The organism is Nonomuraea sp. NPDC050733, from assembly GCF_040654215.1.
GTDB lineage: Bacteria > Actinomycetota > Actinomycetes > Streptosporangiales > Streptosporangiaceae > Nonomuraea.
The window spans coordinates 79,897-95,489 of record NZ_JBFAHO010000010.1 but is presented as its reverse complement, the minus strand read 5'-3'; the positions used below and the strand labels follow the sequence as shown (position 1 = coordinate 95,489).

At 71.5% G+C, this 15,593-nt stretch carries 14 protein-coding genes; 8 read left to right on the top strand and 6 right to left on the bottom strand.

What is annotated here, in order from left to right; translation table 11 throughout:
- Positions 1–65 precede the first annotated feature (65 nt).
- Positions 66–632 carry a TetR/AcrR family transcriptional regulator gene (locus tag AB0H64_RS19155; RefSeq protein WP_357625928.1) on the top strand — a complete coding sequence of 189 codons (567 nt, stop codon included), beginning with the start codon at positions 66–68 and terminating at the stop codon, positions 630–632.
- 21 nt (positions 633–653) lie between these two features.
- On the opposite strand, the gene AB0H64_RS19150 is transcribed toward AB0H64_RS19155, so the two are convergent.
- Both AB0H64_RS19150 and AB0H64_RS19145 read right to left on the bottom strand, forming a co-directional pair.
- Positions 654–857 carry a hypothetical protein gene (locus AB0H64_RS19150; RefSeq protein WP_357625926.1) on the bottom strand — a complete coding sequence of 68 codons (204 nt, stop codon included), beginning with the start codon at positions 855–857 and terminating at the stop codon, positions 654–656.
- A 58-nt stretch (positions 858–915) separates the two neighbouring features.
- Entirely contained in the window at positions 916–1,641 is a 726-nt protein-coding gene (locus AB0H64_RS19145) for a helix-turn-helix domain-containing protein (protein ID WP_357625923.1), read from the bottom strand.
- A gap of 112 nt (positions 1,642–1,753) precedes the next feature.
- Between AB0H64_RS19145 and AB0H64_RS19140 the strand changes: the two genes are divergently transcribed.
- The 3 genes from AB0H64_RS19140 to AB0H64_RS19130 all read left to right on the top strand — a co-directional run bounded on the left by AB0H64_RS19140 (position 1,754) and on the right by AB0H64_RS19130 (position 4,294).
- Entirely contained in the window at positions 1,754–2,635 is an 882-nt protein-coding gene (locus AB0H64_RS19140; RefSeq protein WP_357625920.1) for an NmrA/HSCARG family protein, read from the top strand.
- 250 nt (positions 2,636–2,885) lie between these two features.
- Entirely contained in the window at positions 2,886–3,509 is a 624-nt protein-coding gene (locus tag AB0H64_RS19135) for a DUF4386 family protein (protein ID WP_357625917.1), read from the top strand.
- Between the two features lie 212 nt (positions 3,510–3,721).
- A complete protein-coding gene (locus AB0H64_RS19130) occupies positions 3,722–4,294 on the top strand; it encodes an adenylyl-sulfate kinase (protein ID WP_357625915.1) in 573 nt (190 codons plus the stop codon).
- 139 nt (positions 4,295–4,433) lie between these two features.
- Here the strand turns inward: AB0H64_RS19130 and AB0H64_RS19125 are convergent, their stop codons facing one another.
- The gene (locus AB0H64_RS19125; protein WP_357625913.1) at positions 4,434–5,672 is read right to left on the bottom strand and encodes an FAD-dependent oxidoreductase; all 1,239 of its coding nucleotides are present in this window, start codon (positions 5,670–5,672) and stop codon (positions 4,434–4,436) included.
- Between the two features lie 121 nt (positions 5,673–5,793).
- Between AB0H64_RS19125 and AB0H64_RS19120 the strand changes: the two genes are divergently transcribed.
- Both AB0H64_RS19120 and AB0H64_RS19115 read left to right on the top strand, forming a co-directional pair.
- Positions 5,794–9,636 (top strand): Pls/PosA family non-ribosomal peptide synthetase, encoded by a 3,843-nt coding sequence (locus tag AB0H64_RS19120; RefSeq protein WP_357625911.1) that lies wholly within the window; start codon positions 5,794–5,796, stop codon positions 9,634–9,636.
- On the top strand, positions 9,633–10,904 hold the full coding sequence (locus AB0H64_RS19115) for a M1 family metallopeptidase (RefSeq protein WP_357626211.1): 1,272 nt from the start codon (positions 9,633–9,635) through the stop codon (positions 10,902–10,904). The genes AB0H64_RS19120 and AB0H64_RS19115 overlap by 4 nt, the downstream gene beginning before the upstream one ends.
- Before the next feature lie 16 nt (positions 10,905–10,920).
- Here the strand turns inward: AB0H64_RS19115 and AB0H64_RS19110 are convergent, their stop codons facing one another.
- Positions 10,921–12,123 carry a cytochrome P450 gene (locus AB0H64_RS19110; protein WP_357625909.1) on the bottom strand — a complete coding sequence of 401 codons (1,203 nt, stop codon included), beginning with the start codon at positions 12,121–12,123 and terminating at the stop codon, positions 10,921–10,923.
- Between the two features lie 83 nt (positions 12,124–12,206).
- Here AB0H64_RS19110 and AB0H64_RS19105 point away from each other — a divergent pair, with 83 nt between their 5' ends.
- Positions 12,207–12,869 carry a TetR/AcrR family transcriptional regulator gene (locus tag AB0H64_RS19105; RefSeq protein WP_357625907.1) on the top strand — a complete coding sequence of 221 codons (663 nt, stop codon included), beginning with the start codon at positions 12,207–12,209 and terminating at the stop codon, positions 12,867–12,869.
- Here AB0H64_RS19105 and AB0H64_RS19100 read toward each other — a convergent pair.
- Positions 12,859–13,890, bottom strand: a complete 1,032-nt coding sequence (locus AB0H64_RS19100) for a medium chain dehydrogenase/reductase family protein (protein WP_357625905.1) — start codon at positions 13,888–13,890, stop codon at positions 12,859–12,861. The two genes, AB0H64_RS19105 and AB0H64_RS19100, sit on opposite strands and share 11 nt — an antisense overlap.
- A 143-nt stretch (positions 13,891–14,033) precedes the next feature.
- Here AB0H64_RS19100 and AB0H64_RS19095 point away from each other — a divergent pair, with 143 nt between their 5' ends.
- Positions 14,034–14,684: a TetR/AcrR family transcriptional regulator gene (locus AB0H64_RS19095; RefSeq protein WP_357625903.1), complete on the top strand. Its 651-nt coding sequence runs from the start codon at positions 14,034–14,036 to the stop codon at positions 14,682–14,684.
- Here AB0H64_RS19095 and AB0H64_RS19090 read toward each other — a convergent pair.
- A complete protein-coding gene (locus tag AB0H64_RS19090) occupies positions 14,681–15,433 on the bottom strand; it encodes a glycosyltransferase (RefSeq protein ID WP_357625902.1) in 753 nt (250 codons plus the stop codon). The two genes, AB0H64_RS19095 and AB0H64_RS19090, sit on opposite strands and share 4 nt — an antisense overlap.
- Positions 15,434–15,593: the final 160 nt, after the last annotated feature.

The following is a 15,593-nucleotide window of genomic DNA, read 5'->3' as shown; positions in this document are numbered from 1 at the left end:
CTCTCCAGGCTCGTAAGCTATCTGAAATGAACATTCCACTTAAGGATATGGAACGGCCATTTCAGATGTCAACCGCCGAACACCCGCGCCGGGCCGATGCCGTCCGCAACCGTCGCCTCGCCCTGGAGGCCACCAAGATGCTGCTCGCCCAGCCCGGGACCACCGTCACCGTGGAGGCCATCGCCCGCCAGGCCGGGCTCGGAGCGGCCACGATCGTGCGAGCATTCGGCACCAAGGACGCGCTCATCGACGCGGCGGTGGCCGACCTGCTCGAACCGCTGATCCAGCGGGCCCATCAGGCAGTGGCCGAACCCGACCCGGTCGCCGCCCTGCGCCGGTTCCTGCTGGACCTGATCGACTTCCAAGCTGCCCACTGGATCGTGAGCGAGCAGCTCACCCGGCTGCAGGTGCCCCTGACAAGTGCGCGTCGTGCTGAGCTGCGCAAGGCGCTCGTCGACGTGATCCACCGGGCGCGCGAGGCAGGAGGGATCAGGACCGACATCGACCCAGACGTCGCCACGGTGATGCTGGGCGAGGTGACCTACGCGATCGCACGCTCCAGCGATGCATCCCCGGACCTCGCCGGCAGCTTTGTCACCGTCATGATGGACGGCCTACGCCCGCGATCCTGATCGTCTCGCACGGCTCCCCAGTCAGGCGCCCCGGCGGATCGCCACGAACGGTTCGTGTCCCGTAACAGCCTGGGTCGCTGCTTTGAACCGGTCTGTAGTGCGCCGGCTCTGCCAGATCGCGCCGCCGAAGCGTTCCATCGGAATGCTCCACTCGCGGATGACGACAGGGTGGACCGTGCGATGATGCAGGATCACCTGACCGGGGCGCCGCTTGCGGGAAACCACAAAACGGCCTTCTCATGGCGCTCTCGGTTGGCCCGGGTGACTGGAAGGACGAGCCACCCTATCCGAGGTCGTCGGCCTCGGGGATGTCGAACTCGGCGCGATCGGTGTCGATCAGCTCGCTGATCAGAGTCACGGTGGCGGCGGCGAGGCCCCGCAGCGTCGCGTCGGGGATCGCCGGCTTTCTCTCGAATGCGTACTGGATCGTCCGCGCGAGCAGGTCGGCCCGCTGTTCCGGGCCGCCCGCGGGGGCAGCGCCCTCGGCTCGCAGGAAGCCTTCGAATGTCGCCTGGTAGGCGTAGCCGATCTCATCGATGTGCATGTCGTCGCGGAGCAGGCCGTGCTCGGCGAGCAGTTCGAGGTAGTGGCGCGCCATGATGCCGTGCCGGTCATCGCGGCCGGCGTCGGGGGTGCTGGTCAGCTTGCCGAGCAGGTGGGGGTCGGCCAGAAGCAGTCCGCGTAGTAGCGGGCGGTTCGTGATGGCCAGAAAGTAGGCGCGCGCGAAGTTGTGCAGCAGACAGGCCCGCGGATCCTGCTGCAGCGCCTGCCGTAGCTCGTCCATCGCGAAGAGCACCTCGCGTGCGAAGACCGCGCCGAACAGTTGCTCGCGGGTCTTCCAGTGCAGATAGACGGTGCCTTTGCCGATGCCGACCCCGGCGGCGACATCGTCCATGGTCACCCGCCGGTAGCCGTGGCGCACCAGCAGATCCGCCGCCACATCGAGGATCCGTGCGGCCCTTTCGGCTCGCTGACGGGGGTCACGAAGCCGTTCGACGTTGGCGCTCACTCGAGAACCCTATGACGCAGTCTGATATTTCGTCAATCGGTACTTGCAGTTGACGAACTTTCAAAAATCGTCATACAGTCACCGCATCGAAACAGCGACAACGGAGTGAGTCATGAACACCAAGACCGTGCTCGTCACCGGCGCCACCGGGAACCAGGGCGGCGCCACCGCCCGCCACCTGCTCGCCGACGGCTGGCACGTCCGCGCCCTCGTCCGCGACGACACCGCGCCGGCGGCTGTCCGGCTCGCCGAGCGCGGCGCCGAGCTCGTCCGCGGCGACTTGGACGACCGCGCCTCCATCGAGGCGGCGGCACGCGGCGCGTACGGCATCTACAGCGTCCAGTCGGCCAACCCCAACGAGATCACTCAAGGCAAGAACGTCGCGGACGCCGCCAAGGCCGCGGACGTGCAGCACCTGGTGTACTCGTCGGTCGGCGGCGTGGAGAGCCAGAACCGGTTCTACGTGGAGCACGGCTGGGGCACCATCGACAAATGGCAGATCGAGGAGCACATCCACGAGCTAGGAGTGCCCGCGACGATCCTGCGTCCCGCCGGGTTCATGGAGGACTTCACCAGCCCGGCACGGTTCTTCCAGAACGGCTCGCTCAACGTGCCCTGGCATGACGACCTGGTCATGCAGCTCATCGCCATCGCGGACACCGGGGCGTTCGCCGCGCTGGCCTTCGCCGAGCCTGCCGTCTACCTGGGCAAGGCCCTGGAGATCACCGGCGACAGGCTGACGGCACCGCAGATCGCCGATGCGCTGAGCACGGCGGCGGGCCGCCGGGTTCCACACACCCAGGTTCCGCTCGAAGTTCTCTGGGAGCACGCTCCCGAGGTGGCGAAGGTCTTCACGTGGGCCAACGAGACCTACTACGACACCGACCTCGCACCCCTGCGCAAAGCCCACGCCGACCTCACGGACTTCACCACCTGGCTGAACCGATCGGGCAAGGCACGACTCCTGGCACAGCTGGACTCCCTGCAGGCGTAACCGGACACCCCATCATCTCCGTCGCCGAACTCCCCGGCCAAAGCCCGGGAACCACCCGAACGTCCTTGCCGACGCCGCGGCGTGCTCTGCACGAAATCCCTCTGTACGAAAGGGCTCAATCATGAGCGCCCCACTTACTCCACCCACCAGCCCACACACGACAGGTGGCAACGAGCGGCCATGGCTGCGCCTCCTGTCCCGTTGGTCGCTACTGACGGCTCTCGCCTACCTGGGGCTGATCGTCCTGTCCGTGACCGTCGTCGCACCGGCGGGCAGCGGTGCCCTGCCAGAGCAATTCCTGGAGTTGGAGGCCTCCGGTAGCGCACCCGGCCTCTACCGGCTGACCATCGTCTTCGACGTCCTGGCGTGGCTGGGGATCGGCGGGCTGCTCCTGGCCTGGGGCACCGCGCTGCGCCGGCCCGCGCCGATACGGGCGACGTTCATATCGGCCGCCAGCGCCGCCGCCCTCATCGGCTTCTTCGGCGCCTGCCTGCGCCTGTCCGCCACTCCAGCACTGGCAGCTGAATACCTCTCCGCACCGGCGGGCGATCGCGGCTCATTGCTCGAGACATACCGGGAGTCGCTGAACCTGATCAACGTGACGTTCAGCGCCGGGGGCCTGGTAGTCAACGCAGGTCTGATGCTGGTGGCCATCGTGACGTGGCGTGGCGTCCTGCCCCGCTGGATCGGCATTCTTCTCGGGCTCGGCAGCGGACTGGGCATGGTGAAGGCCACGGTGTTCCTCGTGACCGACATGGACCTGGGTCCGGTGGCGTTGCTCGGGGCGGCCCTGCTGACCGCGAGCTTCGCCGGGATCACGGGCGCCCTTTGGCGGACGACAGCAGCCGGCGGGAACGGACACCCAGCACAGTAAGCCCGTGGCGGCCTGACCACCGGGAACCACATCGCCGCTCACTATCCCGAAAGCATGAACGTCCGGGATGAAAAGAGCGACGAATGTCGCGTCCACGCGAACCTCGCGGCGTCCGGACCTACCTTGCGAACGATCGCGCAACGTCCGCAGTAACCATGCGAACGGAGAGCTCTGACAGAGGAGGTGGCAGATATGACCGTCCTGTTGGCCGATTGGGCATCACGATGGAAACTCTTGCCAAGATGATCTGCGTGTCTCCTGGTGAATCGTCCCGCGCTCTTTTGATCATCGGCACGGTGGGAGCCGGCAAGACCTCGGTTGCGGACATGGTGGGCGACCTGCTCGCCGACGCCGGGGTTGCCCATGCCGTCATCGACGTGGACGCACTTCGTCGATCTTGGCCTCCCGCACCGGATGATCGTTTCAACTTCGAGATGGCCCTACGGAATCTGCGCAGCGTCGCTGGAAACTATCTGGACGCTGGGGCTGTCCGACTCGTCATGGCCGGCGTCGCTGAGACTCGAGAGGATCGCCGGCGGTATGCGGAGGCGGTCGGTATCGAGCTGACGGTGTGTCGACTCCGTGTGGAACTCCCTGTTGTCCGTCGGCGACTGGCTCGGCGTCACCAAGGTGAGGAGGCTGCCCTCCAGTGGCATCTCAAGAGGTCGGGCGAGCTGGACCAGATCATGGAAAATGCTCAGCTCGAAGACGTTGTCGTTGAAGCCTCGGATGGTTCTGTGCCGGAGGTGGCCGAGGCGGTGATGAAAGCGATCGGCTGGATCTGAGGTCGGGTGGGCGCGCCAGCAGCGGCCGAAAGTGCAGGGCAAGTGCCGACGGATGCAGGCAACGACGTCCGGGCCTACCTTGTGAGTCGCAGGCCCGGAAGGAATGAGAGTCGGCCTTCGCGGCTGGCGGGCCGGACCGCTAAGGACGCCTGCGCGCGAAGGCTGGAGCGTGCTCCGGTCGCGGGCCGAAGCCCACGAACCGCGCCGGTATCGCGCGAAGCCGGGGGACCAGGCGGCTGAGAAGGAGGAGCGTCCTGGGCGGCCCGGAGAACCTGCCCGCGAACAGCGGCTCGAAGACGACCCGCTGGAGCATCCGCTGGAACGCCTGGACGATCACGGTGGGCCGTTGCCTGCGCCGCTGCACGGCGGCCAGGTCGGCCGGTGTGACGGCGTGCCGCCGCAGGGGCCCGGCGAGGATGGCGGCGGCGGCCACCGCGTCCTGGACGGCGAGGTTGATGCCCACGCCGCCGGCGGGCGACATGGCGTGCGCGGCGTCGCCGATGAGCAGCAGCCCGTCGAGGTGCCAGCGTCCGAGCCGGTTCAGCTTCACGTCGAGCACGAACACCTCGTCCATGCTCCTGAGGTGGTCCACGCGGCCGGCGAAGTCCGGCCGCAGGCGGGCGACCCGCTCACGGAACCGCTCGATCCCCTCGGCCCGCAGCCGCGCGTCGGAGCCTTTGGCGGTGAAGTACGCCACCTGGTAGAAGTCCTCGCGGGTCAGGGAGATCAGCGCCTCGGTGCCCCGCGCGACCGGCACGATGCCGGCGGGCACGCCCGCGTCGCTCTCCCACCTGGGCAGGCGGAACCACCAGACGTCGAACGGCACCCGGAACTCCTCGGGGACCAGGCCCGCGTCCCGCCGGAGGGTGGAGTGCCTGCCGTCGCACCCCACCGTCAGCTCGGCGCGGATCTCCCCTTCCTCGCCGTCCGCCGTGCGGTACCTGACTCCGACGATCTTCTCGCCGTCTCTGACCATCGCGGTCGCCTCGGTGTTCATGCGCAGGGAGAAGCCCGGCTCCTCGCCGGCCGCCTTGGCGAGGAAGGCGAGCAGGTCCCACTGGGGCACCATCGCGACGTAGTCGTACGGGGCGGGCAGCATCCCGAAGTCGGCGAAGGTGATCATGCTGCCGTCGGAGGCGGGGAACGACAGGTTGCCCAGGCGGCTCTGCGGCAGGGCGCGGAAGCCTTCGCCGAGGCCGAGCTCGTCCATGAGGCGGACGGTGGAGGGATGGACGGTGTCCCCTCGGAAGTCGCGCAGGAAGTCGCCGTGCTTCTCCAGCACGGTGACCTCGATCCCCGCCCTGGCCAGCAGCAGGCCCAGCATCATGCCCGCCGGTCCGCCGCCGCACACCAGGACGCCGGTGTTTCGCGTGATCATGGCTCTCCCTTCCAGGCTTTAATTCATCGTACGATGAAATGCCGGGAATGTGTAGGGCCGATCACACGGGCACGGCGCGTACCCTTCAATGTCAGCCGTCGCCGTTCCGAGGGAGCACTGCTTGCCCAGCAACCCGGCCGAGTTACGCCCCAGAACGGCGAGCGCGATCTACCCCGCGGGCGTGCTCGCGCCGCCGCCGCGCACCCTCGTCGACGTCCTCGACGACACCACGCGCCGGCACCCGGACGCGCTCGCGATCGACGACGGCACCGTGCGCCTCGACTACCGCTCGCTGCGCGCGGAGGTGGACCGGCTCGTCGCCGAGCTGGGCGCGGCCGGAGTCGGCCACGGCGACCGGGTCGGCGTGCGCGTCGCGTCGGGAACCGCGGAGCTGTACCTGTCCATCCTCGCCGTGCTCGCCGCCGGCGCCGCGTACGTGCCCGTCGACGCCGACGACCCGGCGGAACGGGCCGCGCTGGTCTTCGCCGAGGCCGAGGTCGGCGCGGTCATCTCCGGCGAGCTGACGGTGAGCGGCAGCGCCGCGTCGGCCCCCGCGCCGCCCGCCCTCGACGACGACGCGTGGATCATCTTCACCTCCGGCTCGACCGGCCGGCCGAAGGGCGTCGCGGTGACGCACCGGTCCGCGGCCGCGTTCGTGGACGCCGAGGCCGGGCTCTTTCTGCGGGACCGGCCGCTGGGCCCCGGCGACCGGGTGCTGGCCGGGTTGTCGGTGGCCTTCGACGCCTCCTGCGAGGAGATGTGGCTGGCGTGGCGGCACGGCGCCTGCCTGGTGCCCGCGCCCAGAGCCCTCGTACGCACCGGAATGGACCTCGGCCCCTGGCTGGCGCAGCAGCGGATCACGGCCGTCTCCACCGTGCCCACGCTGGCCGCGCTGTGGCCCGCCGAGCACCTCGACGGCATCCGGCTGCTCATCTTCGGCGGGGAGGCCTGCCCGCCCGAGCTGGCCGAGCGGCTCGCCGTACCGGGGCGTGAGGTGTGGAACACCTACGGGCCCACCGAGGCCACGGTGGTGGCCTCCGCGGCCCGGCTCACCGGCGACGGTCCGGTACGCATCGGCCTGCCCCTCGACGGGTGGGACCTGGCGGTGGTCGACGGCCAGGGCGAGCCGGTCGCGATGGGGGAGACCGGCGAGCTGGTGATCGGCGGCGTGGGCCTGGCCCGCTACCTGGACCCGGTCAAGGACGCCGAGAAGTACGCGCCGCTGCCGTCGCTGGGCTGGGAGCGCGCCTACCGCAGCGGCGACCTGGTACGGGCCGAGCCCGAGGGCCTCGTCTTCGCCGGCCGCGCCGACGACCAGGTGAAGCTGGGCGGGCGCCGGATCGAGCTGGGCGAGGTGGACGCCGCGCTGCGGGCGCTGCCCGGGGTCGCGGGCGCGGCCGCGGCCGTCCGCACCGCCGGCGGCGGCCACCAGGTGCTCGTCGGCTACGTCGTCACCGAGCCCGGCTTCGACCTCCGCCGGGCGCGTGAGCTGCTCGCCGGCTCGCTGCCCGCGGCCCTGGTGCCGCGCCTGGCGCCGATCGACGCGCTCCCGGTCCGGACCTCGGGGAAGATCGATCGTGACGCGCTGCCCTGGCCGCTGGCCACGCCGCCCGTCACGCCGGAGGGCGGGCTGAGCCCGGCCGAGGCGGCGCTGGCCGAGCGGTGGACCGCCGTCCTCGGCGTGGCGCCGAGCGGACGGGACGCCGACTTCTTCGCCGACGGCGGCACGAGCCTGGCGGCGGCCCGGCTGGTGTCGGTGCTGCGCGCCGACCATCCCGACGTGGCCGTGGGCGACGTGTACGCGCGGCCGACGCTCGGCGGGCTGGCGCGGTTGCTGGACGGCCGGGGCGAGGCGGAGCCGGGACGGCGGCCCGTGACGCCGATGCCCCGGCGGGCCGCGCTGGCGCAGTCGGCGCTCATGATCCCGCTGCTGGGCGTGGGCGCGGTCCGCTGGATCGTGCTGCTCGCCGCGGCCGGCAACATCCTGGCGCCCGCGTGGGCGCCGACCCTGTCGTGGTGGTGGGTGACGCTGGGCGCTCTGCTGTTCGTCACCCCTCCCGGGCGGATGGGACTGTCGGCGGCCGTGGCCCGGCTCCTGCTGCGCGGCGTGCGGCCGGGCAGTCATCCGCGCGGCGGCGCCGTCCATCTGAGGCTGTGGTTCGCGGAGCGGTTCGCCGAGCGGCTCGGCGTTCCCGACCTGGCCGGTGCCCCCTACCTGGCGTGGTACGCCCGGCTGCTGGGCGCCCAGGTGGGAGGCGACGCCGACCTGCACTCGCCGCCGCCCGTCACCGGGCTGCTCAAGCTGGGCAGGGGCGCGTCGGTCGAGCAGGAGGTCGATCTCTGCGGCCACTGGTACGACGGCGACCGGCTGCACATCGGGGAGATCAGGATCGGCGCCGGCGCGAGGGTCGGCTCCCGCGCGACGCTGCTGCCCGGAACGAGAATCGGGAAGAACGCCGAGATCGCCCCCGGATCGGCGGTCGCCGGGAGCGTGCCGGCGGGCCGGCTCTGGGCCGGCGCCCCCGCGTTCAGGCAGGGCAAGTCGCGCAGGTCGCGGCCGGGGGAGCGGCCCGCCCGCTCCCGGTTCTGGGCCGCGCTGTATGGGCTTACCGCCGTCGTGCTCAGCCTGCTGCCGATGGTCGCGGCCGGAGCCGGGCTCGCGGTGCTGGCCGTGTTCGCCGGCGACGCGCGCACGCTCGGCCAGGCCCTGACCGCCGCCCTGCCGGGCGTTCCACCGGCGACGATCGCCGGCATGGCCGCCTTCGCGCTGGTCACGCTGGTCAGCGTGCGGCTGCTCGGCATGGGCCTGCGCGCGGGACGCCATCCCGTGCACAGCCGCCAGGCCTGGCAGGCGTGGGCGACGGGCCGGCTGATGGCGTCGGCGCGCGTCTGGCTGTTCCCCCTGTACGCCAGCGTCCTGACGCCCGCGTGGCTGCGGGCGCTCGGCATGAAGGTGGGCCGCGGCGCCGAGCTGTCCACGGTCCTGGCGCTGCCCTCGATGACGTCCGTCGGGGACGGCGCCTTCCTGGCCGACGACACGATGGTCGCCCCGTACGAGCTGGACGGCGGCTGGATGCGCATCGCCTCGGCCCGCATCGGCAAGCGCGCCTTCCTCGGCAACTCGGGGATGACCGCGCCCGGCCGCAAGGTGCCCAAGGACGGCCTGGTCGGGGTGCTGTCGGCGACGCCGAAGAAGGCCAGGTCCGGCTCGTCGTACGTGGGCATGCCGCCCATGGAGCTGCGCCGTACCGCCGAGGAGGGCGACCGGAGCCGCACCTACGACCCGCCCGCCCGGTACAAGGCGGCCAGGGCGCTGGTCGAGGCGTTCCGGGTGGTGCCCGCGATGTGCGCGGTCGCGCTCGCGGTCCTGGTCGCGGCCGCCTTCGAGTGGCTCGCGGCCGGCTACGGCTTCGCCGCGGCGCTCGCGCTGGGCGGGGTGGTGCTGGCGGTCGCGGGCGTGGCCGCCGCGACGGTGGCGACGGCCGCGAAGTGGGCGCTGGTCGGCCGGATCGCAGCGGGCAGCCGGCCGCTGTGGAGCTCCTTCGTGTGGCGCAACGAGCTCGCGGACAACTTCGTGGAGGTGCTGGCGGCGCCCTGGTTCGCGCGGCCGTGGCTGGGGACCGCGCCGTTGAACGCGTGGTTGCGTTCGCTCGGGGCGCGCATCGGGCATGGGGTCTCCTGTGAGACGTACTGGCTGCCTGAGGCGGATCTGGTGACGCTGGGGGACGGCGCCTGCGTCAACCGGGGCTGCGTCCTGCAGACCCACCTGTTCCACGACCGGGTCATGAGCATGGACACGGTGATCCTGGAGGCGGGCGCGACGCTGGGCCCGCACGGTGTGGTGCTGCCCGCCGCGCGGGTGGGGGCCGACACCACGATCGGGCCCGCGTCGCTGGTCATGCGCGGGGAGGCCGTGCCCGCTCGCACGCGCTGGTTCGGCAATCCCATCTCGGCGTGGCGATGACGTCGTACTTCTCGGCGCACGGCGACCACCGGTACGGGGTGTCGCACTACGACCTGACGCTGAAGTACCGGGTGGCGGGCAACCGGCTCGACGGCACGGCCCGGCTGACCGTGTCGGCCGCGGAGCCCCTCGGCGTGCTCGACCTGGACCTCGGCCGGTTCCGGGTCTCGGGCGTCACGGTGGACGGGGTCCAGGCCCGCCACCTGCACGGCCAGGGCAAGCTGCGGGTCACCCTGCCCAGGCCGCTGCCCGCGGGAGGCGGCGCGGTCGTCGAGGTCCGCTACTCGGGCAACCCCGTGCCGGTGCCGAGTCCCTGGGGCGGCGTGGGGTGGGAGGAGCTGACCGACGGCGCGCTGGTGGCGGGCCAGCCGATCGGCGCGCCCTCCTGGTTCCCGTGCAACGACCGGCCCGACGACAAGGCGTCGTACCGGATGACCGTGACGACCGCGTCGCCGTACCGGGTCGTCGCGAACGGCGTGCTCGCCGGCCGGCGCCGCGGGGCGGGGACCACGACCTGGAGCTACGACCAGCCGGAGCCCATGGCCAGCTATCTGGCCAGCGTGCAGATCGGGCGTTACGAGCTCACCGAGGTCGCGGGCACCCGGCTGGCCCACCCGGCGCGCCTGGGCGCCCGCGTCCGGCACGACTTCGGCCGGCAGGGCGAGATGATGGCGGTGTTCGCCGACCGGTTCGGTCCCTACCCGTTCAGCGGCTACGTCGCCGTCGTGGCCGATGACGACCTGGACATCCCGGTCGAGGCGCAGGGCATGTCGATCTTCGGCAGGAACCACGTGGACGGCCGGCGCGGGTTCGAGCGGCTGGTCGCGCACGAGCTGGCGCACCAGTGGTTCGGCAACAGCCTCACGGTGTCCTGCTGGAGCGACATCTGGCTGCAGGAGGGCTTCGCCACGTACGCCGAGTGGCTCTGGTCCGAGGCGTCCGGCGGCCCGCCCGCCGCCGAGCACGCCCGGCGCTGGCATCAGCGGCTGGCCGGGCTGCCGCAGGACTTCGTGCTGGCCGACCCCGGCGTGGACGTCATGTTCGACGACCGGGTGTACAAGCGGGGCGCGCTGACCGTGCACGCGCTGCGGCGGGCGCTGGGCGACGGGGACTTCTTCCCCGCCCTGCGCGCCTGGACCGCCGCGCGCCGGCACGCGAACGTCAGCACGCGGGACTTCGCCGAGCACGTTCAGCGGCACACCACGCGGCCGGTGGGTCCGCTGCTGTCGGCCTGGCTGCACGACAAGCCGCTCCCACCGGCCGCCTGAGGTCACGGCGCCGCCGTCACCAGGTGACGGGCAGCTCGTGCATGCCGTAGACGGTGGCCTCGTCCTTGAACGAGAGCTGCTCGGCGGGGACGGCCAGCCGCAGGCCGGGGACCCGCCGGAGCAGGGTGTTGAAGACGATCTCCAGCTCCACGCGGGCGAGGTTCTGGCCCAGGCACTGGTGCGGGCCGTAGCCGAACGCCAGGTGGCTGCGGGCGTCGCGCTCGATGTCGAACGCGTCCGGGTCGGCGAACACCTCCGGGTCGCGGTTGCCGGCGTTGGCGAGCGTGAGCACGCCTGCCCCGGCCGGGATGACCGTGCCGCCGAGCTCCACGTCCTCGACCGCGATCCGCATGATCGCGAACTCCGCGATGGTGAAGTGCCGCAGGAGCTCCTCCACCGCACCCGGTGTCTTGGCCGGGTCCTCGCGCAGCGCGGCGAGCGCGTCGGGATGCCGCAGCAGCATGTACGTGCCCAGCGAGATCATGTTCGCCGTGGTCTCGTGCCCGGCGATCAGCAGCAGGAACGCCAGGCTGAGCAGCGCGCCATGGTCCACCTGGCCGCTCTCGCGCTGCTTGACCACCTGGCGGCTGAGCAGGTCGTCGGTGGGGTTCTCCTCCTTGGCCCTGATCAGCTTGTCCAGGTAGACGGCCAGTTCGAGGGTGGCGTCCTGCCGCTTCTGCGCCGTGATGGTGCGGTTGAGCAACTGCGCGGAGTGCGTCTGGAAGAAGTCGTGCTCGTCGTACGGCACGCCGAGCAGCTCACAGATCACCAGCGAGGGCACCGGCAGGGCCAGCGCCTGCACCAGGTCGACCGGGCGCGGGCCGGCCAGCATGGCGTCGAGGTGCTCGTCCACGATCTGCTGGATGCGCGGCCGCAGCGCCGCCATCCGCCGGACGGTGAACTCCCCGACCACCGCGCGCCGCGCCGGACCGTGCTCGGGCGGGTCCATCTCCAGCAGCATCTTCGGCAGCGGCGACTGGCCGGGCCCCGTCTCGCCGTTCAGCCTGGGGGCGTTGGGATGGCGGCGGTCGGCGCTGAAGCGCGGGTCGCTCAGGACCGTGCGGATGTCCTCGTAGCGGGTGGCGATCCAGGCGCTCGAACCACCAGGCAGCTCGACCTCGGCGACCGACTCCTCGCGCAGGAATCGAAGGTGCTGCTCCGGCGGAGCGTAAGGGCAGGTGCGGGTGATCTGGAGCGTCTCAGCGGAGTCAGTGGTCACGGGTGTCCCCCATCAGACATGCCAATCCAACTTCCCTACATCTGCAGGCTAACCTACAGATGTAGGCCTCAGTACACTGAGGCGTGGCCCTCACCAGAGACAGAGACCGGGACAGGGGCGGTGACCTGGGCGACCCGCGGGTGCGCCGCACACAGGCGGCGCTGCGGCGCGCGCTGATCGACCTCGTCCAGGACCGCGACCTGTCCCGGATCAGCGTGGCCGACGTCGCCGAACGCGCCGGGGTGAGCCGCTCCACGTTCTACGACCACTTCCGTGACGTGCACGAGCTGGCCGACGCGGCCTGCACCGCGATGATCGACGACCTGATCGAGGCCATCCCCAACCCCGAGGCCGGCGACGTCCCCGACACGACCGCCGACACCCTGCTGACCTTCTTCGCCCACCTCGCCGAGCACGCCCGCCTCTACCGCAGGGTGCTGGGGCCCGAGGGGAGCGCGCGCGTCGTCGACCACGTGCGCCGCCGCGCCACCGTCGCCGCGCACGTCGGCGCCCACCGGAGCGCCACCGGCGACGACACCCCCGCGGACTACCCGGCTCAGACCCCGCACGACGTGCCCGCCGCGTTCACCGCGGGAGCGCTCATCGGCGTCGCCACGGACTGGCTCCAGCGCGGATGCCCGCGCCCACCCGACGAGATGGCCGCCCTGACCCGGCCGCTGCTGATGTCCCTGTACGGGAAGACGGCCACCTGCGAACCCGAAGCGCCTGCCCCGCCTACGGATTGAGGACGACCTTTCCGGCGACGGTGCCGGACTCGGCCAGCCGCACGGCGTCGGTGACGCGGGCCAGTGGAAGCTGGGCGGCGATCTGGGCGGTGACGTCGCCGCGCTGGAGGGCGGCGAAGACCTGGGTGAGATCGGCGCGCAGCCGGGCCCGGAACCGGTTCTTGGCCAGCGCACGGCCGGCCCAGACGTTGAAGAAGTAGGCGCGGCGGCGGTTGGGCAGGGCGTTCCACAGCCACACCCGGCCGAGCAGCTTGAGCACAGGCCACTGCTTGGACCCCTGGTCGTCCCGGGTGGAGGCGCTGCCGTACGAGACGAGGGTGCCGCCGGGCGCGAGGAGGCGCCAGGAGTCGACGACGCCGCGGCCGCCGACGTGGTCGAAGACGGCGTCCACCCCGCCGGGGGCGAGCTCGCGGACGCGCGTGGCGACGTCCTCGGCGCGGTAGTCGACCGGGACCACGCCGCGCCGCCGCAGGGCGTCGTGGTGGCGCGCGGACGCCGTGCCGATCACCTTCACGCCCGCGGCCCGCGCCAGCTGGACCAGGACCGAGCCGACGCCGCCGTTGGCGCCGTGGACCAGAACGGTCTGCCCCGCGCGGACCCGTGCCTTGCGGTGCAGCATCTGCCAGGCGGTGATGCCGTTGACCACCACGGTCTCCGCCTCCGCCGCGCCGACCCCCTCGGGCACCTCCACCACGTCGGCCGCGTCGACGATCACGTGGCTGGCCCAGCCGCCGACCTTGACCAGCGCGGCCACCCGGGTGCCGGCCAGGCCCGGATCGACGCCCGCACCGGTCCTCAGCACCGTGCCGACCAGGTCGTAGCCCGGCACGAACGGGAACGCCGGCTGGTCGTAGTAGCGGCCGCGGCGCATCTGCTGCTCGGCGAAGGAGACCCCGGTCGCCTCCATCCGGATCAGGACCTGGCCGGGGCCGGGGGTGGGGACGGCTCCGTGCCGGATCTGGAGCCCCTCCGGCTCCACCTTGCCCGGCAGGACGACCTCGACGAGTCCTTCGACGCTCATGACGACCTCCGGTGGTTAGACACTCTATTTTTCGTTACAAGTTCTAACGCAACGGATGAGCAGTGTCAACAGGCAGCGTGATACCTTCTAACCAATCCTTGATGATGTAACTAGGCGGGCTTGGAAGGCGGCGACGGCAGGTCATGGCGCAAACAGGCACGAAGGCCCCGCGCGAGCGCTACCGCACTCAGGTGCGGGCGGAGATCAAGGAGCGCGCGTGGGAGCAGATCGCCACGGCGGGGGCGTCCGCGCTGTCCCTCAACGCGATCGCCAAGCAGCTCGGCATGAGCGGGCCCGCGCTCTACCGGTACTTCGCCGGCCGCGACGAGCTGATCACCGAGCTCATCAGGGACGCGTACCGAAGCCTCGCCGACACCTTCCACGCCGCCTCCGAGACCGGCCCCGACCTCGCCGCGCTGGCCCACGCGCTGCGCGGGTGGGCGCTCGACGACCCTCAGCGGTACTTCCTCATCTACGGCACACCCGTCCCCGGCTACCACGCGCCCGACGACATCACCGCGATCGCGTCCGAGATCATGGCGACGCTGCTCGACGCCTGCGCCGCGACGCCCTCCGACGGCCCCGCGACGCCGTTCGGCGCGCACCTCGACGAGCACCGGCAGTGGGCGGACGGCCACCCCGCCTCACCGGCGGCCCTCCACCGGGCCCTGCGTTTCTGGACCCGGCTGCACGGCGTCCTGTCGCTCGAACTCGCCGGCCACTTCACCGGGATGGGGTTCTACCCCGAGCTGCTCTTCCAGGCCGAGCTGGACGACCTGACCACGAAACGCTAGGTGCCGATGGTCCGCGGCCACAATCTGCGCACCGCCTCGGCGCGCTGCTCGATGAGCCGCATGCGCAAGGTCCACTCGACCGGCGCGTAGTGGCCGGTGGCCGCCGTTTCCTGCCCCGGCCACTTGCGGTAGAGCAGGCCCACCTCGCCGTGGAAGTAGCCGTAGCTGACGACACTGGCCGGTACGAGCAGGCCCGTGTCGTCCGATCCCGGAACCCCCATCCAGCCTCCGAGGGCGACGGCTAACTCCCGCCGGATGCAGATGGTGGTGGGGTGGACCGGAAGCCGGTAGCCGTGCGCGCGCCAGTGGTCGAGCACGAAGCCCGGCTCGATCCGTCCCGGTGCCGGGTCGCTGTCGAAGCCGACCGTCGATCCGTCGGGCATCAGGTCGAGGGCCGGGGAGGTGGTCCACTGGACAAGGGGGTCCCAGGAGAGAACGTCGATGTCGCGGGCGAGCGCGCCAGGGGTGAGGACGTCGTCCTGGTCGAGGTTCCTCACCAGCTCACCCTCGGCGCGGGCGAGGGCGATGTTCCGCGTCAGCGCGACCCCGCCTCGCCGTCCCGTGGCGAACTTCACCATGGGGTCGCCGGGGAGGATGTCCCTGACCGCCCCGGTGTCGCCGTCCTCCTGGATGACCCACTCGACCTCCCAGTCCCCGGGCAGTTTCTGGGAGCGGACGGATTCGTAGGCTTCCAGGAGCTGTTTGCGCACGGGCTGGTGGCTCGGCGTGACGATGGAGAGCAAGGGCACCTGGTCGGCCCACCTTTCGAGCTTCGTCGTGTGCGTGATCTCTGTCCGGTCCCCAGGAAGAACCACTTCCGACCACTGATCCATTTCCAGCTGTAGTGCCATTTGGCGGCTTCTCGCGTGGCCGGATACGGTGCTGCACCGGCACGGCGCGCGATGCCTG